Source organism: Shewanella sp. 1311 (genome assembly GCF_059338235.1).
This window is the reverse complement of record NZ_CM181686.1, coordinates 818,576-837,700: the sequence shown is the minus strand read 5'-3', so window position 1 is coordinate 837,700 and position 19,125 is coordinate 818,576. Positions and strand designations below refer to the sequence as shown.

Here is a 19,125-nt window from a genome sequence, read left to right as displayed (position 1 = left end):
CGCTCAGGGTTATATCGAGAGGTTTAACAGTAATTTAATAGTAAAAAGAGAAGGGCTGATATTGATATCAGCCCTTTTTGTTTTAATCGATTGAGGTTAGCGATTACTCATCAAAAAATCGACAAAGGCACGGTCTGCTTGACTGACGGGGCGTTGTTTTTTCCATGCGATATGCAGGTTCAAAAATACTGGTGGATCGAAGGGTTTAGCTAAAATGTCATCTTTTGAGCTGATTGCCATTTCGAGCACGCTGGTGATCCCAAATCCTTGGGAAACAATCTGTTTGATAAGGTTGATCAGATTAGTCTCGAAGGCGACATTGGGCTTTTTCCCCAGATCCTTGGCTTGCGATAAGATCCACTCGCGGTGGAAATAACCTGTCTTGAACATCACTAATTCATGGTCGAAAAAGTCATTGAGACTGACGGCGTTATGTTCCGCTAAAGGATGTTCGGCTCCCATAGCGATCACCATTTGCTCACGGATCAACAGCTGACTATCAAATTCGGGTTGTAGGTCTTGGGCGGTAATGATCGCAATATCCACTTCTTCCTGTTGCAACATACGCAGTGCGTCGCGCGTCCCGCCTTCAAACAGCGATAGTTTTAACTCGGGGTATTTATGCCGAAAAGCCATTAAGCGCGAGGGCAGGTAGAAAGATCCCAGCATGCCCGGTACGGCAATGCGGACTTCCCCCGAGGTGAGATTGGCCATGGCGCGGATTTGCGCTTCGGCCTGCTTAATCTGTTTCAGGATCAAAGTGGCATGTTGATGTAGGACTAATCCTTCGGCCGTAAGTGCGAGCAGCTTGTCATTCTTGTTGCTCGTACGATTGACTAAAGTCACGCCGAGTGCGACTTCTAAGCGCTTGATACTTTGGCTTAACGCCGGTTGAGCCATATTCAGTTTCTTGGCTGCGGCGGTAAAGCTGCCAGTACTGGCAAGGGCATCTAAATGTTTGAGTTGGCGGATATCCATCAATCGGGCCCATACTGTTGAATAGTGGCAAGGTCGGTGCGTTGTGGCTATAACAAAAATCAATGATAGCGATAGATATTATCTATTATTGTTATGTTATGCCCAGTGATAACCTTTGTCTATCCTATGAGTGATGCTTTGTCGAGGCTCCTGTGCAAGCCGTGTTAGATACTATGATTGATCATAAACAGCGTGATACCCGACTGATGTGGGCGCTATGTGTTGCCTCTGTGGTGGTGTATATCAACTTGTATCTGATGCAAGGCATGCTGCCGCTAATTGCGGAGCATTTTACGGTATCAGGGTCTAAAGCGACGTTAATCCTGTCGGTAACCAGTTTTTCCTTGGCCTTTTCATTGCTCTTGTATGCGGTACTGTCAGATCGTATCGGTCGACACACGCCGATCATTGTCAGCCTGTGGTTGTTGGCGTTATCTAACTTATTGTTGATTTGGGCACCGGACTTTAACGGGTTAGTGCTAGTGCGATTGCTGCAAGGTGCATTACTCGCTGCCGTGCCAGCGATTGCTATGGCGTACTTTAAGGAGCAGTTGTCACCGAGCACTATGCTCAAAGCCGCGGGCATTTACATTATGGCAAACAGCATTGGTGGCATTGTTGGCCGTTTGCTCGGTGGCGTTATGTCGCAGTTTTTATCTTGGCAAGAATCCATGTGGCTGTTGTTTTTAGTCACCTTAGCGGGCGTGGCTTTAGTGAACTATTTGCTGCCTTCACTTGCCGATGCGCAGGCCATGTCAAAGAGTAAAACTGAGCCCTCTTTATCAAAACGCGCCCGTTTAGCCCAAGATCTTCATGGCTTTAGCCATCATCTCACCGATGCACAAATGCGCTTGGTCTACGCGATTGGCGGCTTAACCTTTATGATGATGGTGAATCAATTTAGCTTTATTCAGCTGCATTTGATGGCGGCGCCCTATGAATGGAGTCGCTTTCAAGCAACCTTGATTTTTCTGTGTTATTCCAGCGGCACTATTGCGTCGTATTTCACCGCGAAATGGCTCGCCAAATTTGGCCAACATAAGTTATATCAGTGGTCTTGGTGCGTGATGTTGCTCGGCAGTTTACTGACCCTGTTTGATACCACTTTAACCATTAGCTTAGGTTTTTTGATGACGGCTTGTGGCTTCTTCCTTACCCACAGTTGCTGTAATTCCTTTGTCGCGATGCGCGCCAGTCGCGATCGGGCTAAGGCGACATCACTGTATTTATGCTGTTACTACTTAGGTGCGGCGATTGGCGGCCCTTATTTGATGATGTTCTGGCATGAGGCGCAGTGGCGCGGTGTGGTTATGGGGTCGTTAACCTTACTGGCCTTGATTGCCTTGGCCATCACCCGTTTACATTACCATCAAGCCAATGACGTTCGTGCGCTTGCATAGGCTTTGACAGGGCTATTGTTGTTAAAGCAAGAAACGTAAACGAAGTCGCTAAGCTATTATATGAAGTGATTAAATCAAATGAATAAAGGCCAACATCAACCGTTGGCCTTTATTTTTGGTGTGGGTCTTTTAATAAGTTGACTCAAACCTGCAAACCTGACTGGCTATGCTAAATTTGGGGCTGAGGTTCATGCCTTGAGTCTTATGGTCGATATTTAAGCTCACCCATTAAGTGCCCGATTTAATGTATTTGTTGCAGCTTAAGTACAGCGATTCACTAACCTTGATATTTCCAATAGGGCGGATTGCCATACACCTCTAGAAAGTAGTCAATCACAGCGCGGACATTCAATGAGGGAGTGCGGGAGTTTGGATAAATGGCAGTAATGTAATGCTGATCAATTTTTATTGCTGATTCGCAGTCCGTGAGCAATGAAATAAGTTGTCCATTTTTAAGAGAGTCACCGATTAACCAGTCAGGAAAGAGGACGATTCCCATATCATTTAATGCAGCTATGAGTAATGTTTCCGCATTATTTGAGGTGAGGATTGGGGTGATAGGCTGATGCAGCCATGTCGTCTTGTTCTTGTTAAAAAACCAGCGATTTTGACCCGAAGATCCGCTATAGACTAAGCATTGATGGTTTTTGAGATCGGCGGGTTCAGTGGGCATGCCATGCAGTGCTATATACGCTTTGGACGCCGCAAGATGATAGGTTTGGCTTCCCAGTATTCTTGAGTGGAGTGATGAATCAACCAAAGTGCCAATACGAAAGATAATATCGGCGGCACTAACATGCGGGTCGATATAATCGTCTGTTTGTGTGAGCTCCACTTGTACCTGCGGATATCGCCTTAAAAAACCCGCTAACCAAGGCGCAATATGTCGCTGGCCGAAAAAAACCGGGGCATTAATTCTGATCAATCCCTTAGGTTCTATCGTCCTATCTAATAATTCATTGCGGACTTCATTCAGTTGATCTGCCATGGAACGCGCATATTCAATGAAAATCCTACCCGATTCCGTGGGTATGATTGCCCTGGTATTTCGATAAAACAGCTGCTGTCCCAGAGAATCTTCTAGTTGGCTGATGACTCTGGAAATCATCGAGGGAGAGACGCCTTCCTTTCGAGCCACAACAGAATAGCTTTTGCTGTCATAAACGCCGATAAAAAACTTTAACGCTCGCATGTTGATTGAGTTTATATCATTCATTTTTGCAAATTCTGCACAGGTGTTTCCTGCATTGTCTCATTTATTGGTTTTATCGACTAGGGTACTCTTGCTGCCCTTAATCACAGGAGCTTATGTATGCAGTTTTTAATGATTTTTTTTGTTGTGCTAGGAGGGGCGGGATTATCCGTTGAAGCGGGCCTCCTAGGACCTTTAGGTGCTGAAGTCGGGGAGTTATGGGCAACCTTTAGCATTTTCGGTGTCGGCGCAGCACTCACCTTTATCTTGATGCTGTTTTTCAGTCCTCGAAATAGTCCCTCATTTTTCGCGCAACCCTCTTGGACATTAACGGGCGGCGTGCTGGGCCCTATTTACGTGGTGATACTCACGATCGCAACCCCAGCAATTGGGATTGCTATGACAATGATCGGTATTTTAGCAGGCCAAGTTGCGAAGAGTTTGTTGATTGACCACTACGGTTTATTTAGTACAGCGCATAGACGAATTGATACCAAACGTATTGTGGCACTGCTATTTATCGTCGCAGCATTAGTGCTGATGGCGCAAAGTTAAGGGCGAGTTATGACATTGATTATGATTATGTTGGCTGTGATTGGCGGGGCAACCTTGAGTATGCAAGCGGCGATAAATGGACAGCTGGGGAGTAAAGTGGGGGTGTTTCGCAGTGCATTTTTAACTTTTTCGACTGGAGCCTTGATCACTGGATTGTTGATTTTTTATTTTGAACCACCTCAAGCAGTGACACTGTTGGATGTGCCTAAATGGCAGTTATTAGGTGCAATGTGTGGCGTGCCTTATATCGTTATCATGGTGTTAGCCGTTCAGCGGATAGGTACAGCTGTCGCAACCGTGGCTGTTATTTTTGGACAGCTACTAATGAGTATGTTGATTGATAATTTTGGCTGGTTTGGCAATGAAACGATTCACTTTTCTACAAGTCGAATCGCAGCCGTGATCTGTTTGGCGATCGCACTTTATTTTATACATTCAAGTAATAAAACATCGGCGTAATAGATGATTCAGACTCATTTTTATGCTGTGATAGCGAACCCAGCCTAAGCTGGGTTCGCACTTTTTTGTCAGCGAAATGAGCTAGTCATCGGAGTTAATGTATTGCTTGCGGTCTAAATCGTATTTTCGCATTTTGTCGTAGAGGGTTTTACGGGGCAGTTCCAGCTGCTCCATCGTTTGCTTAATGCTGCCCTTGTTGTGGCTGAGCGCTTCTTCAATCAATACCCTTTCAAAAAACTCGACTCGTTGTAGTAAGGACATACTCGAGTGCAGGCTTGGGGTGTTGCCCAAAGTGCCAGCAAAGGCGGCTTCTCCGCCCAGCAGCACAAAGCGTTCGGCGAGATTACGTAACTCACGCACGTTGCCCGGCCAGTCGTGGGAGGTGAGTATGGCATTTTGCTCGGCATTTAAGGCGATAAGCGCTTTGTGATAGCGTGCCGATGCGACGCGGGCAAAGTGCAGGAACAGCAAAGGAATATCTTCACGGCGATCCCGCAGGGGAGGGATAGGCACAGTCACCAGATTTAAGCGATACAACAAGTCTTGGCGAAACTCCCCCGTGTCACACAGGCTCTTTAAATCCACCTTAGTGGCGGCAATTACCCGTATATCAAGGCTGATGCTTTTGTTTGACCCTAAGCGTTCAACTTTACGGTCTTCAAGTACCCGCAGCAGTTTTACTTGCAGCGACAGTGGTGTACTTTCAATTTCATCTAAAAATAATGTGCCGCCGTTGGCGTATTCAAACTTACCAATGCGCATCTTATCGACGCCGGTAAAGGCACCTGCTTCGGCGCCAAAGAGCTCACTTTCAATTAAGTTTTCGGGGATCGCCCCACAGTTGATGGCGACAAAGTTGGCTTGGCTGCGGCTGCTGTGATCGTGTAAATAGCGGGCGACGAGCTCTTTACCTGTGCCTGTTTCGCCTTCGATTAACACATCAGCTGGGGTGTCTATCACTTGATCTATGATGTGGCGCATGCGGTTGATGCCGACGCTGTTACCCAAAATGCGAGGGCCTGGTACGCTCTGACTTTCGAGATCCTTTTTAAGCTTACGGTTCTCTAGGGTCAGGCCGCGTTTATCTAAGGCGCGCTTGACCACATCGAGTATATGCTCGTTATTAAAGGGCTTTTCGAGAAAGTCGTAGGCACCTTGCTTTAAGGCATTGACTGCCATGGCGATATCCCCAAAACCTGTCAATAACACAACGGGGAGGTCGGGGTCCTGCAGGCGGATTTGTTGCATTAAGCTGATGCCATCTAATTGCGGCATGTTGACATCCGATATCACCATTCCCGCCCAATCCTTATGCAGGAGTTTAGCAATCCCTTTAGGCTCTGTGGTGGCGAGCGCCTTAATGCCCTCAAGTTCAAATAGCTGAACGAGAACTGTGCCTATGTGCGGCTCATCGTCGATGATGAGAACAGAATAATCTTGGATTGAATTGGGCACACTCATGAGACTAACGTTCCTCAAGCAAATAAATAGGTAAAATAATCTGGAAAATGGCGCCACCCTCTTCGGCATTGGCAACGTTAATTTGGCCTTGCATGGATTCGATAATACGCTGTGAAATCGATAAGCCCAGCCCCAGTCCGTGGCGCTCGTTGGTGGTAAAGTAAGGTTCGAATATTTTTTCCATTTGGCTTTCGCGCACGCCTGGGCCTGAATCTTGGATGCTGATGCAGAACTTATCTTCACTGGTCACGCGGATGACCAAGCTGCGTTTAACCGATTGTTGCATAGCGACAATGGCGTTGCTCATGATATTGACAAACACTTGCTGTAATCGGACTTTATCGCCCCAAACCTGATAGTTGCCATTGGGTAGCTGCACATCGAGTTCAACGCCTTGCTTGTCTATTGCGGGCTGAACTATGGTCAGCGCTTGTTTGATACAGCGGCCAATATCGGTAGCGCTATCCGTGCCTTGGCTCTTGCGAGTGAAGCTTTTAAATTGGCCGACAATATCGGCCAATCTATCGGTCAGTTCAATAATAATCTTGATATTATCCAGTGCCTTATCTTGCATATTACGGGCTAGAAAGGTTTGAGTATTTTGGGCGTAGCTGCGCAGTGCTGCAAGCGGCTGATTAAGCTCATGATTAATGCTGGCGGATAAACTGCCGATCACTGTCAGTTTTGCCGCTTGGATGAGTTCATCCTGAGTGTCTTTAAGCTGATGGTTCGCCTGCTGCAAGTCTTGAGTTCGTTCTTCTACGCGTTGTTCTAACAGGCTTTGTGCCAGCTGCATGCGCTGTAGGTTTCGGCGACGCTCGGCACTAAACAAGATGCTGAGCGCCAGCAACAGATAAATGCTGGCTGACAGTAACATCAATGCAGGTAAAGACGACAGCAAGGGTTTGATGGGCGCTAAGATGTGCACCCGCCAGCCAGCTTTGGCCATCAACTGATGATTATCCATGTATTGCTCATGATCTCTGCCCGTTTGCAATTGGTAGAGCATGGCTTGGCTGCCACTCTCATAGGGCGGCTTCATTAATAGTTCGCCTATGGGGCGTTCTGCATAACGCTTTGATGCATTAAGCGCATATTGTTTGGCTTGGGTAAGTGGAGTGAGTGACTTTAACCGCCACTCATCAACGCTAGAGATAAAAACAATGTCTTCAGGGTCGCTGATAAGGAATTGGTATTGACCCGCAATGGCAATGCTCGTGCTTTGCTGCTCGATACCGCTAATGTCCACTTTGACTATGATAGCGCCGAGTATGCCTTTGCCGCCTTGCTGATAAATAGGGTAAGAAAAGTAAAACCCACGCTTATCTGAGCTGGTGCCCACGGCATAATAACGGCCTAGATTGCCCGAAATAGCATCGGTGTAATAGGGTCTAAAGGAATAATCCTTGCCAATAAAGGAGAAACTTTGTTGCCAGTTACTGGCGGCAATCGCAATCCCTAAGGCATCAATCAGATAGATATCGGACGCCTCAGTGACATGCTGGATTTCTTCGAGATATAAATTAAGTTCTTGGACTTTATCGGGGTTTTGTTGATCGTTCAGTACATTGGCGAGCATAGGGTTAGTCGAGAGCACGTGGGGAATGCTTTCGTAGCGCGATAATGCACCATCGAGAAAGCTGACTAACTCCTTCAGTTGTTTCTCCGATTGGGTTTGGATCTCGATTTTACCTTGATGCAAATGCATCCAATAGGTCAGTTTGAGCGTTGCAAATAGGCCTGCAAGTAACACTACAGTGAGAAAGAGGCGTTTCTTGGCCTTAGGCGTCATGGGCAACATGGTGGCTATCCTGATAAAGCGACGGTATCAATCACTGAGACTGTGGATCATAAAACAAAGCGAGCCTGACTAGGCTCGCTTAAAAACTAACTGTAATCAAGGGGTAATCTCACAACCTTGCATTGTAGATTAATAACCACGCATCGAATCCAACCATTCTGGTAAGAAGAGCGAAATCTGTGGCACGTAAGTGATCAAGGTTAAGAAGGCTAACATCAACAGTAACCAAGGCAGAACCGACTGGATGACCCAACCAATACTCTTACCCGTGATCCCCGCGGTAACAAAGAGGTTGAGCCCCACCGGCGGCGTGAGCATACCTATCTCCATGTTCACCACCATGATGATACCTAAGTGAATAGGATCTATGCCTAAGTGAGTCGCGATAGGGAAGAGGATCGGCGCCATAATCAGTACAATTGCCGATGGCTCCATAAAGTTACCAGCAGCAAGTAGCAGTAAGTTAACGATGATCAGGAAGCCCCAAGCGGGTAAGCCCATGTTAACGATATGCTCAGCGATAATATGTGGAATACGCTCAGTGGTTAATACATGCGCGAACAACATAGCGTTAGCTATGATAAACAGCAGCATGATACTGACCTTAGCACCATCACGCACTACGTTACGTATGTCTTTGTCGATAGGCGTTTTAATTAGCCCTAGGAACATGTGACCTAAGTTACGTGCAGCGGCTTTAGGTAAGCTTTCACCTTGATTGCGCCAAGCCACCTCTTTTAATGGCCCAATGTCACGGTAACCAAATACCGCAATAAAGTACGCATACATACAAGCCACAGCCGAAGCTTCAGTCGGGCTCGCAACGCCGCCATAGATAGAGCCGAGTACGATAAGGATGAGTGCTAATCCACCCAAAGCTTTGGCGCTTGAAATCCCCAGTTGTTTAAAGCCTGGGAAAGGACGCGAAGGCAGGTTCTTAAAGCGGGCGACAATGTAGATAACGATCATCAGGATTAATCCCATCATTAAGCCTGGGATTAAACCTGCCATAAACATTCTTGCTGCGGACACTTCGGTCGCTGCCGCATACACCAACATCACAATGGACGGTGGGATCAAAATACCAAGTGTGCCTGAGGTGGTGATAACCCCCGCCGCAAACTTCTCGGGATAACCCGCTTTAACCATGCCCACAATCACGATTGAACCAATTGCCGCTACGGTTGCGGGTGATGAGCCTGAAACCGCCGCAAACAGCATACAGGCCATAACAGATGCCATCGCTAATCCACCACGGACATGTCCAATACTGTCCATGGCAAAATCGATAATCCGTCTCGCGACGCCACCGGTTGAGAGGAAGGCGGATGACAGAATAAAGAAGGGGATAGCGAGTAGAGTGTAATGCTCCGATGAAGACTCATACAGTTTGAGTGCCACTGAGGCTAAGGAGTCATTCGAGAAAAACAAAATGGTGAGCATGCTGGAAAAACCTAACGCGATAGCGATAGGCATACCGAGAAACATACACACTAATAGAGCGGTAAATAGGGTTGCAATCGCCATTATTTAGTCTCCTTTTCGTCAGAGACGGGTTCTTCATTGGCGTTTTTAACGCTTTCATCGATTAAATGCATACTTTCTTTCGCTTCATCGGCAAATTGGAAGCCAGTGACTTGGTCACGTAGGATGGCAATAAAGAGTTCGGCGAATCGCCAAGTCAACATCGAAAAACCAATGATCAAGATGCTCTGGGATAACCAAATTGGTACCGCGCCATCTTCAACATCAATCCTTAAGGTGTTCCAAGCAAAGTCTGGATCGAGGCTTTTTAAGAAAAATTGGGGGAAATTAATATCTTCCATAGGCACACCAATTTGATACATCTGGCTTAAGTAATCCCAACTGCCTTTTAAAAAGAGTCCGCAATAGACAATACAGACAAAGGCGGTAACGAGGGACGTTATCTTTTTGGCCCGAGGCGCTAAGTTTTTAACGAAGGCATCGACACCAATGTGCGCGCCAACTTTTACCCCATAAGACATACCAAACAACACAAACCAACCGCAAAAGGTCAGTGTGAGTTCTTGGATCCACAGAAAACCCGTATTGAAGAAGAATCGTGCGACGACTTCTGAAAACACTAACAACGTCATCAGAGTGATCAATAAATTGAGCACACCTTCTTCAAAATAACCAAATATTCGCGATATCACAGCCATAATCCCCTCGCTGAAATGGCCGCTTAACCTCGGTTGAGATTAAGCGGCTATCATCATTATTATTTATTTGCAGCTACAGCAGCTTCAATCACATCTTTACCGATTTGATCTTCAAACTTAGCCCAAACTGGTTTCATCACATCGACCCATTTTTGACGTTCAGCAGGCGTTAAAGTCACTAACTGTGAACGTTTAGAATCTAGGATTAACTGTTTGTCTTGGTTATCTTTCTCAGCGGCAATTTTGTTACCTAATGCGATAGATTCATCTAATGCTTCTTTGATGATCTTACGTTTATCAGCGGGTAAGCCTTTCCAGAAAGTGTCAGAGGTCACGACCATATAGTCGAGCACACCGTGGTTACTTTCAGTGATTTGGCTTTGCACTTCATAGAACTTTTGTGAGTAAGTATTTGACCATGTGTTTTCTTGACCATCGATAGCGCGGGTTTGCAGCAGGGTAAATACTTCAGAGAAAGGTTTTTTCACTGGAATAGCGCCGACAGCATCAAATTGAGCCGCCAAAACATCAGACGCCATTACGCGGAACTTCAAGCCCTTTGCATCAGCAGGATTTTTAAGTGGCGTGTTAGCCGAGAACTGTTTCAGACCATTGTGTAAATAGCCTAGACCTACAATCCCTTTACGGGTCATAGAGTTCAGCAGTGTTTGACCTGCTTCACCTTGTTGGAAACGGTTTACCGCATCCATATCATTGAAGAGGAAAGGTAAATCGAATACTTGTAGGCGTTTAGTGTAACGTTCAAATTTTGAGAGTGACGGCGCAACAAATTGCACGTCGTTTAACAGTAGTGCCGCTAACTCGTTGTTATCCCCAAATAACTGTGAGTTAGGAAATACACTGACCTTGTATTCACCCGGTAAACGTTGTTCAACGAGTTCTTTAAACTTAAGTGCCATTTGGCCTTTGGGCGTATTTTCTGCCACAACGTGCGAAAACTTAATTTCAATAGGTTCTGCAAATACGTTAAAGCTGGTTGCGAACACGGAGGCAACGGCGAGCATTTTGACTAAGGTTTTGAGTGGACGGGTCAATCCAGTTTGTTGATTCAATGTCATCTTGAGTTCCTTTTTCTGTTGTTAGGATTTGTCCTCAGTCTTGGTTAGTTTGTTACCAAGTTTGAGTAGGAATACAGCCTTGATTTCCCTGAGGTCTGTCTTACTAAAGGCAAATACCACGCCAACTTACACTGACTTCTGTAAGTGTTTGGTTACTAAAGTGTAGTTCATTTGATGTTTGTCACACTTTTAGTTTTGTGGGTGAGATCTCGCTCACAGTGATTTTCTGTTTGGGTGGAAACCCACCCATGGCGCGGATCTGCCTCAAATAGATAGCCCTTGGCGGTGCAGGTTTATTAAACAAACTTAGTTATTTTGAGATCAAAAAATGCCGCAAAAGTATGCGCTACGCTGAAACATGCGTGATGGATTATTTTGGGATAAGCAGTGTAGGCTGATTGTGTGGTTAATTGTGGTCAAGTCGATGGTGTTTGTCGTCAATCAAGACAAGGAGTCAGTTGGCGCAGTTAATCATCATCTAAAAGGATACGTTTTAGGATCGCATCGCTAGGCAACAACTCTAAGTGGCCTTGTTCGTCAAAGTACCAACCGGTAATAAAGCCCTTTTGGCGCATACTGACGAGATTATGCATGACTTCCCGTGCTTCCTTGAGTGCCGTTTGCTCATCGCAAGCGTGGGTATGCTTTAAATAAGCGGCAATATTGGCAAGAGAAGCGGATTGACTGACGCTGGCCATAATGTTGATCTCCAAACAATGCTAAAAGCAGAATGAAATCAGGCTGAGTGTCGATAGAGCTTGGTATTTTACGGATTATAAAAGGCGAAAGAGTAAAATTTAGCACTCGCTGATTGAGATCAAGCATAGTTGAGTCAGCGTGTTGGTAAAGTTTATTGGGGGGATAAATATGGTGGTCGCTACTGGGCTCGAACCAGTGACCCCCTCCTTGTAAGGGAGGTGCTCTCCCAGCTGAGCTAAGCGACCTGGGATGTAACTTGAGTATTGCAGAATATGGTGGTCGCTACTGGGCTCGAACCAGTGACCCCCTCCTTGTAAGGGAGGTGCTCTCCCAGCTGAGCTAAGCGACCTGGGATATAATTTGTGTATTGCAAAATATGGTGGTCGCTACTGGGCTCGAACCAGTGACCCCCTCCTTGTAAGGGAGGTGCTCTCCCAGCTGAGCTAAGCGACCTGGGATATAACTTGTGTATTGCAGAATATGGTGGTCGCTACTGGGCTCGAACCAGTGACCCCCTCCTTGTAAGGGAGGTGCTCTCCCAGCTGAGCTAAGCGACCTGGGAATTCTGATATTACACAATTTTTAAGTCATTATTCACTGAAGAATGGTGGTCGCTACTGGGCTCGAACCAGTGACCCCCTCCTTGTAAGGGAGGTGCTCTCCCAGCTGAGCTAAGCGACCTGGGAATGACTTTCACACAATGAGGCACATTAAGTTATATGGTGGTCGCTACTGGGCTCGAACCAGTGACCCCCTCCTTGTAAGGGAGGTGCTCTCCCAGCTGAGCTAAGCGACCTGGGATATAACTATTTTGTACAGCCATTATTTCTTTACAAATTATGTATAAAAACAATATATCTATAAAAACAATGGTGGTCGATACTGGGCTCGAACCAGTGACCCCCTCCTTGTAAGGGAGGTGCTCTCCCAGCTGAGCTAATCGACCTCGCTGTGTGGAGCCGTATTATAGGGAGGTTCGATCTAGTGTCAACGCTTTTTAGTGAAAAAAGCATTGGTCGCGCTATTTTTGTTCGCATTGGCTTAATGCTAATCACGCCGCCGATCAAAGTGTTAGTTTATTCGCCTGTCAATGGCGTGCAATTTGGGTGTTTGGGATGCCGCGATAGCTAGACTCATGTCATTCGTGAGCATTTCGGACGATAAAATGACAGGGTGTGAGTGACTCACAATGATTAGATGTTAGAGATTGAGTGGATAGCGGTGTATAGGCGTTGCGCCAAAGACACACTATTTATAGCTGAAGGCATGATAGGGGCAAAAGTAGGGCTGGGATCTAAGCGTAGCGAAATCAATCCATGAGTCTTAAGTCAGATAAATGGGGTGCAGGTTTGCGGGTGATAGCTGTGGCACCACTTTATATGTGCACCTTTATATAGGCTTCTCTATATAAGGAGGGGATTTAGCATCACGATTTTACTAGATAAGTGATACTGCAGAGCTTGTCCCATTTGCAGCGCCTGCTTTGACTGTTAGAATAAGCCCACTTTTTTATCGTGATTGTCTTTATCTAGACGACTTTATATAGGTTAGTGTCCCATTATGACAACTAAGACGCGTTTTGCCCCTAGTCCTACTGGTTTCTTACATGTTGGTGGTGCCCGTACTGCACTTTATTCTTGGTTACAAGCTCGTGCCAATAACGGTGAGTTTGTATTACGCATTGAAGACACTGATATTGAGCGTTCGACTCAAGCCGCCTGCGATGCGATTTTAGAAGGTATGAACTGGTTAGGTTTGACATGGGACGAGGGCCCGTATTACCAAACTAAGCGTTTTGATCGTTATAACGAAATCATTGCCCAAATGTTAGAAAAGGGCACTGCATATAAATGCTATTGCTCACGTGAGCGTATTGATGCGTTAAGAGAAGCACAAGCCGCCAACGGTGAAGCACAAAAGTACGATGGTTGCTGCCGTGACTTACCTGCTCGTGTTCTGTCAGCGGGTGAGCATGATGAGCCATTTGTCGTGCGCTTCAAAAATCCTATCGGCGGTTCAGTGGTATTTGATGACCATGTTCGTGGCCGTATTGAATTTTCAAACGATGCATTAGATGACTTGATCATCGCCCGTACCGATGGTGTGCCAACCTATAACTTCTGTGTGGTTGTTGACGATTGGGATATGGGAATTACCTGTGTGGTTCGTGGTGAAGATCATATCAACAATACGCCGCGTCAAATCAATATCCTTAAAGCATTAGGGGCGCCGATCCCAGAATATGCTCACGTCTCTATGATTCTCGGTGATGATGGCGCGAAATTATCTAAGCGTCATGGCGCAGTGAGCGTAATGCAGTACCGTGACGATGGCTATTTGCCAGAAGCACTGTTGAACTACCTAGTACGTTTAGGTTGGTCACATGGCGATCAAGAGATCTTCTCTTTAGAAGAAATGAAGCAATACTTTAAGCTCGGTGATATCAATAAAGCCGCTTCTGCCTTTAATACCGATAAACTGGTGTGGTTGAACCAACACTATATAAAGAGTCTTGCCCCAGAATATGTGGCGACACACTTACAATGGCACATGGACGATCAAAAAATTGATCTGTCAAACGGCCCAGCATTAGCGGAAGTGGTTACTGCATTAGCTGAGCGCGCTAAGACACTAAAAGAGTTAGCCGCTTCTAGCCGCTATTTCTATGAAGACTTTGCAGAGTTTGATGAAGCCCAAGCGAAAAAGCATTTACGTGGTGTTGCGTTAGAGCCATTGCAACTGGTTCAACAAAAATTAGCCGCATTAACTGATTGGACTGTAGAAGCTATCCATCAGGCGATTGAAGACACTGCAACAGAATTAGATGTGGGTATGGGCAAGGTTGGTATGCCTTTACGTGTCGCTGTAACAGGGGCAGGGCAGTCACCAGGCCTTGATATCACATTATTTTTAATCGGAAGAAGCCGTTCTGAGCAAAGAATATCCAAAGCGATTGAATTTGTAGCAGATAGAATAAATTCCTAAAAAACGAGTTGACACTTTTAGGTGCGCTGCATAGAATGCGCCACGCAGTTGAGACACAGACGAGCAAATGCTTGTAGTGCACTTAAATGTAGTTTAATAAGTTTGGGGCTATAGCTCAGCTGGGAGAGCGCTTGCATGGCATGCAAGAGGTCCACGGTTCGATCCCGTGTAGCTCCACCAAACTTACTGCAGATGTTAAGCAGGAACGTGAGTTCGAATTAATATGTCTGAGGTTACCTTCGTTCTTTAGAATAGAGTGCCTAGGACACCGTAGATGTTAAACGGGAACAATAAGTTCAAATTAATATGTCCGGGGTCCCCTTCGTCTAGAGGCCTAGGACACCGCCCTTTCACGGCGGTAACAGGGGTTCGAATCCCCTAGGGGATACCATCTATTTTTTATAGAGAGTGGTTCCTAGCAAATAACTAACGAGTTGTTTGGTAAGAACAAAGCATTTACTTCCTAGCCTACTGAAGTGAATGTGTTGCAAAGCTCGGTTACGAGTTAAATCATAAGTCCGGGTCCCCTTCGTCTAGAGGCCTAGGACACCGCCCTTTCACGGCGGTAACAGGGGTTCGAATCCCCTAGGGGATACCAAGTATTGGTTCCTGTCGAATAACTAACGAGTTGTTTGGTATGAACAAAATCTAAATTTCTGCTGATACGCATACTATTAAAGTTAGCAGTGTCGACAAAAATTTGGGGCTATAGCTCAGCTGGGAGAGCGCTTGCATGGCATGCAAGAGGTCCACGGTTCGATCCCGTGTAGCTCCACCAATTTACTGTAGATGTTAAACAGGAACGTAAGTTCGAATTAATATGTCCGGGGTCCCCTTCGTCTAGAGGCCTAGGACACCGCCCTTTCACGGCGGTAACAGGGGTTCGAATCCCCTAGGGGATACCAAATTTGGGTTCCTAGCAAATAACTAACGTGTTGTTTGGTAAGAATAAAGCATTTACTTCCTAGCCTACTGAAGTGAATGTGTTACAAAGCTCGGTTACGAGTTAAAACATAAGTCCGGGTCCCCTTCGTCTAGAGGCCTAGGACACCGCCCTTTCACGGCGGTAACAGGGGTTCGAATCCCCTAGGGGATACCAAATTTTGGTTCCTAGCAGATAACTAACGAGTTGTTTGGTAAGAACAAAGCATTTACTTCCTAGCCTACTGAAGTGAATGTGTTACAAAGCTCGGTTACGAGTTAAATCATAAGTCCGGGTCCCCTTCGTCTAGAGGCCTAGGACACCGCCCTTTCACGGCGGTAACAGGGGTTCGAATCCCCTAGGGGATACCAAATTTTGGTTCCTAGCAGATAACTAACGAGTTGTTTGGTAAGAACAAAGCATTTACTTCCTAGCCTACTGAGGTGAATGTGTTACAAAGCTCGGTTACGAGTTAAATCATAAGTCCGGGTCCCCTTCGTCTAGAGGCCTAGGACACCGCCCTTTCACGGCGGTAACAGGGGTTCGAATCCCCTAGGGGATACCATCTATTTTTTATAGAGAGTGGTTCCTAGCAAATAACTAACGAGTTGTTTGGTAAGAACAAAGCATTTACTTCCTAGCCTACTGAAGTGCATGTGTTATAAAGCTCGGTTACGAGTTAAATCATAAGTCCGGGTCACCTTCGTTTTTTAGAAGAGAGTGCCTAGGACACCGTAGATGTTAAACGGGAACATTACGTTCAAATTAATATGTCCGGGTCCCCTTCGTCTAGAGGCCTAGGACACCGCCCTTTCACGGCGGTAACAGGGGTTCGAATCCCCTAGGGGATACCAATTTTAATCAAGGTTTATCGAAACTTTGGTTAAAGACAATAAACCACCTCAAGGTGGTTTTTTTGTGTCTGAATTTTGAATATTAAATCGAGATCTCCCCGATTCATTTACGAGTCATACGCCTAAGCCGAATTTACCCACCAATCAAACCATCCACATTAAGATAAATAATGCTTCGAGAGACATACTTAGTGTGGTGAAGTCATTCTGTTCAATCGTATGATAAGAATTATTGAAGTGTTTTCCTGCTTAACCTTGCGTTAACCCATAGCTAAAACTTACCTTTCGGATTATTCAGTGTGTTGGCACTTTGAATGCTGCTACTTTCAATACTGATAAGTTGAACCGTTAATCGCGATTTATCTCATGCTTCCAATAGCTCAACGAGCGCAATTTGAAGTGAGCCGTTCTCACTGCATCTATTGTGCAAAATAGCGTATCGTTGCGGTGAATATGAGGGCGAGTGTAAGAGTGAAGCTTTGCGGGAAGAGGGCAGATTTAGGCGGAGACTTATTTGAGATAAAAAAGGCGACACTCATTGCTGAGTGTCGCCTTTCGTCATTTAACTTTTAATTTAGTCTACACCTAAGAATCCACCGGTTTGGTGTGCCCATAGCTGGGCATAAATACCGCCAGCGGCAATAAGTTCTTGATGAGTGCCTTGTTCGACGACTCGGCCTTGATCTAACACTATTAGCCTGTCCATCGCGGCAATGGTTGAAAGTCGATGAGCGATTGCAATTACTGTTTTACCTTGCATTAACTCATATAAACTTTCTTGAATGGCGGCTTCGACTTCGGAATCAAGCGCTGAAGTGGCTTCATCAAGCAGCAAAATCGGCGCATTTTTTAATAAAACCCGCGCGATAGCGATACGCTGTCTTTGGCCCCCAGAAAGTTTTACACCACGTTCACCCACTTGGGCATCTAAGCCATGATTACCGTGAGGGTCACTTAGATCCTTAATAAAGTCATAGGCTTGAGCTTGTTTAATGGCGCTGTCGAGCTGTTCTTCGCTGGCCGTTGGATTGCCGTAAAGAATATTCTCGCGGATAGTACGGTGCAACAGTGATGTATCTTGGGTCACCATACCGATTTGCGAGCGTAGTGAATCCTGCATAACCGTTTTAATGTCTTGATCGTCAATATTAATCTGACCTTTTTCAACATCGTAGAAACGCATTAGTAGATTCACTAAGGTCGACTTACCCGCACCAGAACGTCCCACTAAGCCAACTTTTTCTCCGGCCTTAATATTCAGATTCAGATCTTCAATCACCCCTGTCTGCTCGCCGTAATGGAAACACACTTGGTTGAAATCAATCTTGCCATAGTTGACGACCAGCGCCTTGGCGTCTGGCTCATCTTGGATGATCGTTGTTTTAGATAAGGTATTCATTCCATCGGTGACAGTGCCGATATTTTCAAATAACGAACTGATTTCCCACATGATCCACTGTGACATGCCGTTTAAGCGCAGTGCTAAACTGACCGCAATGGCAATGGCGCCGATAGTAATCGCGCTGTCAGTCCATAAAGCAATTGCTACCGCAGCAATGCTGAATGCGAGTATATAGTTGATGATTTGCACGCTGACGCTGATGCCCGTGACTAAGCGCATCTGGCGATAAACCGTGTCTAAAAATATCCGCATACTGGATTTGGCGTATTCGGCTTCTTTTTGCGTGTGGGCGAATAGCTTCACTGTGGTGATGTTGGTATAGCTGTCGACGATACGGCCTGTCATGGTTGAGCGCGCATCGGCTTGCTCGGTAGAGACACTTTTCAGCTTAGGCACAAAGTACCATTGCAGCCCAACATACAGTGCAAGCCACACTAGCATAGGTATCACCAAGCGCAGGTCGGCGCTGGCGATCATCACTAACATAGAAGTGAAATACACCAAAATGTATACCAATACATCGAGCAACTTCATCACAGTTTCGCGCACGGCTAAGGACGTTTGCATCACTTTCGTTGCGATTCGGCCGGCAAAATCATCTTGATAAAATGACACACTTTGCTTTAGCAAATAGCGATGTGCGAGCCAACGGATCGACATAGGATAATTGCCGAGCAAGGTTTGATGCATGATAAGCGCATGCAGTAATACCAAGATTGGCATCACAATCAGCACCATGCCCCCCATCAGCATTAAGGTCGTACCTTCGTCTTGAAATAAGGTTTCTGGATTTTTTTTCACAAGCCAATCTACTAATTGGCCCATAAATCCGAACAGCGACACTTCAAGCATGGCCAGCATAGCGGTCAGCACTGACATTAAGATCAGCGGCAGTTCGTAGCCTTTAGTGTAGTGGCGGCAAAAAGCATAAACCCCTGTGGGTGGCTTAGTCGGTTCATCATCGGGGAGGGCTTCAACCCAAGATTCAAATCGTTTAAACATGAATTAACTCTATGGTGAGATAAAAAATAGTCGCGTATAGCATATAGGATTTCATACCCTAAAAGCATTGAAATGATTGAGTTCCGTTTTCCGCTAGTGCTACATGCTAGTTTTACGTAAAGTAATGAACAAGAAATTAATTGTGAGCGAATA

The 19,125-nt window shown here is 45.8% G+C and carries 13 protein-coding genes and 16 tRNA genes; 13 read left to right on the top strand and 16 right to left on the bottom strand.

Going from position 1 to position 19,125, the window contains the following annotated elements; genetic code table 11:
- Positions 1-96: 96 nt before the first annotated feature.
- Positions 97-978 (bottom strand): LysR family transcriptional regulator, encoded by an 882-nt coding sequence (locus tag AC5YB3_RS03790; protein WP_006082306.1) that lies wholly within the window; start codon positions 976-978, stop codon positions 97-99.
- Between the two features lie 152 nt (positions 979-1,130).
- Here AC5YB3_RS03790 and AC5YB3_RS03785 point away from each other — a divergent pair, with 152 nt between their 5' ends.
- Positions 1,131-2,378 (top strand): MFS transporter, encoded by a 1,248-nt coding sequence (locus tag AC5YB3_RS03785; RefSeq protein WP_494526588.1) that lies wholly within the window; start codon positions 1,131-1,133, stop codon positions 2,376-2,378.
- 277 nt (positions 2,379-2,655) lie between these two features.
- Here the strand turns inward: AC5YB3_RS03785 and AC5YB3_RS03780 are convergent, their stop codons facing one another.
- Positions 2,656-3,594 (bottom strand): LysR family transcriptional regulator, encoded by a 939-nt coding sequence (locus AC5YB3_RS03780; protein ID WP_006085514.1) that lies wholly within the window; start codon positions 3,592-3,594, stop codon positions 2,656-2,658.
- Between the two features lie 96 nt (positions 3,595-3,690).
- Here AC5YB3_RS03780 and AC5YB3_RS03775 point away from each other — a divergent pair, with 96 nt between their 5' ends.
- On the top strand, positions 3,691-4,125 hold the full coding sequence (locus AC5YB3_RS03775) for a DMT family transporter (protein ID WP_494526587.1): 435 nt from the start codon (positions 3,691-3,693) through the stop codon (positions 4,123-4,125).
- A gap of 9 nt (positions 4,126-4,134) precedes the next feature.
- Entirely contained in the window at positions 4,135-4,584 is a 450-nt protein-coding gene (locus AC5YB3_RS03770) for a DMT family transporter (protein ID WP_115334280.1), read from the top strand.
- Positions 4,585-4,665: 81 nt separating this feature from the next.
- Here AC5YB3_RS03770 and AC5YB3_RS03765 read toward each other — a convergent pair whose 3' ends face one another.
- The 13 genes from AC5YB3_RS03765 to AC5YB3_RS03705 form a co-directional block, all read right to left on the bottom strand.
- On the bottom strand, positions 4,666-6,045 hold the full coding sequence (locus tag AC5YB3_RS03765; protein WP_012089626.1) for a sigma-54-dependent transcriptional regulator: 1,380 nt from the start codon (positions 6,043-6,045) through the stop codon (positions 4,666-4,668).
- 4 nt (positions 6,046-6,049) lie between these two features.
- A complete protein-coding gene (locus tag AC5YB3_RS03760) occupies positions 6,050-7,846 on the bottom strand; it encodes a sensor histidine kinase (protein WP_494526586.1) in 1,797 nt (598 codons plus the stop codon).
- A 129-nt stretch (positions 7,847-7,975) separates the two neighbouring features.
- A complete protein-coding gene (locus tag AC5YB3_RS03755) occupies positions 7,976-9,373 on the bottom strand; it encodes a TRAP transporter large permease (protein ID WP_011847220.1) in 1,398 nt (465 codons plus the stop codon).
- Positions 9,373-10,029 carry a TRAP transporter small permease gene (locus AC5YB3_RS03750; protein ID WP_006082296.1) on the bottom strand — a complete coding sequence of 219 codons (657 nt, stop codon included), beginning with the start codon at positions 10,027-10,029 and terminating at the stop codon, positions 9,373-9,375. The genes AC5YB3_RS03755 and AC5YB3_RS03750 overlap by 1 nt, the downstream gene beginning before the upstream one ends.
- 59 nt (positions 10,030-10,088) lie before the next feature.
- Positions 10,089-11,108, bottom strand: coding sequence for a TRAP transporter substrate-binding protein (locus tag AC5YB3_RS03745; RefSeq protein ID WP_063884723.1), 1,020 nt, complete (start codon positions 11,106-11,108; stop codon positions 10,089-10,091).
- A gap of 467 nt (positions 11,109-11,575) precedes the next feature.
- Complete coding sequence (locus AC5YB3_RS03740; protein WP_006082294.1) at positions 11,576-11,806, bottom strand: hypothetical protein; 231 nt, start codon at positions 11,804-11,806, stop codon at positions 11,576-11,578.
- A gap of 170 nt (positions 11,807-11,976) precedes the next feature.
- A tRNA-Val gene (locus AC5YB3_RS03735) sits at positions 11,977-12,052 on the bottom strand.
- A 28-nt stretch (positions 12,053-12,080) separates the two neighbouring features.
- Positions 12,081-12,156, bottom strand: a tRNA-Val gene (locus AC5YB3_RS03730).
- Between the two features lie 28 nt (positions 12,157-12,184).
- A tRNA-Val gene (locus AC5YB3_RS03725) sits at positions 12,185-12,260 on the bottom strand.
- 28 nt (positions 12,261-12,288) lie between these two features.
- A tRNA-Val gene (locus AC5YB3_RS03720) sits at positions 12,289-12,364 on the bottom strand.
- Positions 12,365-12,412: 48 nt separating this feature from the next.
- Positions 12,413-12,488, bottom strand: a tRNA-Val gene (locus tag AC5YB3_RS03715).
- 39 nt (positions 12,489-12,527) lie between these two features.
- A tRNA-Val gene (locus tag AC5YB3_RS03710) sits at positions 12,528-12,603 on the bottom strand.
- A gap of 74 nt (positions 12,604-12,677) precedes the next feature.
- A tRNA-Val gene (locus AC5YB3_RS03705) sits at positions 12,678-12,753 on the bottom strand.
- Positions 12,754-13,367: 614 nt separating this feature from the next.
- Between AC5YB3_RS03705 and gltX the strand changes: the two genes are divergently transcribed.
- The 10 genes from gltX to AC5YB3_RS03655 all read left to right on the top strand — a co-directional run bounded on the left by gltX (position 13,368) and on the right by AC5YB3_RS03655 (position 16,568).
- A complete protein-coding gene (gltX, locus tag AC5YB3_RS03700) occupies positions 13,368-14,792 on the top strand; it encodes a glutamate--tRNA ligase (protein ID WP_494526585.1) in 1,425 nt (474 codons plus the stop codon).
- 104 nt (positions 14,793-14,896) lie between these two features.
- Positions 14,897-14,972: transfer RNA gene (locus AC5YB3_RS03695), tRNA-Ala, on the top strand.
- A 135-nt stretch (positions 14,973-15,107) separates the two neighbouring features.
- Positions 15,108-15,183 (top strand) — tRNA-Glu (locus AC5YB3_RS03690).
- Positions 15,184-15,314: 131 nt separating this feature from the next.
- Positions 15,315-15,390: transfer RNA gene (locus tag AC5YB3_RS03685), tRNA-Glu, on the top strand.
- 104 nt (positions 15,391-15,494) lie between these two features.
- Positions 15,495-15,570: transfer RNA gene (locus AC5YB3_RS03680), tRNA-Ala, on the top strand.
- A 51-nt stretch (positions 15,571-15,621) separates the two neighbouring features.
- A tRNA-Glu gene (locus AC5YB3_RS03675) sits at positions 15,622-15,697 on the top strand.
- A 118-nt stretch (positions 15,698-15,815) separates the two neighbouring features.
- Positions 15,816-15,891 (top strand) — tRNA-Glu (locus AC5YB3_RS03670).
- 118 nt (positions 15,892-16,009) lie between these two features.
- Positions 16,010-16,085, top strand: a tRNA-Glu gene (locus tag AC5YB3_RS03665).
- Positions 16,086-16,203: 118 nt separating this feature from the next.
- Positions 16,204-16,279, top strand: a tRNA-Glu gene (locus tag AC5YB3_RS03660).
- Positions 16,280-16,492: 213 nt separating this feature from the next.
- A tRNA-Glu gene (locus tag AC5YB3_RS03655) sits at positions 16,493-16,568 on the top strand.
- A gap of 574 nt (positions 16,569-17,142) precedes the next feature.
- On the opposite strand, the gene AC5YB3_RS03650 is transcribed toward AC5YB3_RS03655, so the two are convergent.
- Entirely contained in the window at positions 17,143-18,972 is a 1,830-nt protein-coding gene (locus AC5YB3_RS03650; RefSeq protein WP_126491623.1) for an ABC transporter ATP-binding protein, read from the bottom strand.
- Positions 18,973-19,125 lie beyond the last annotated feature (153 nt).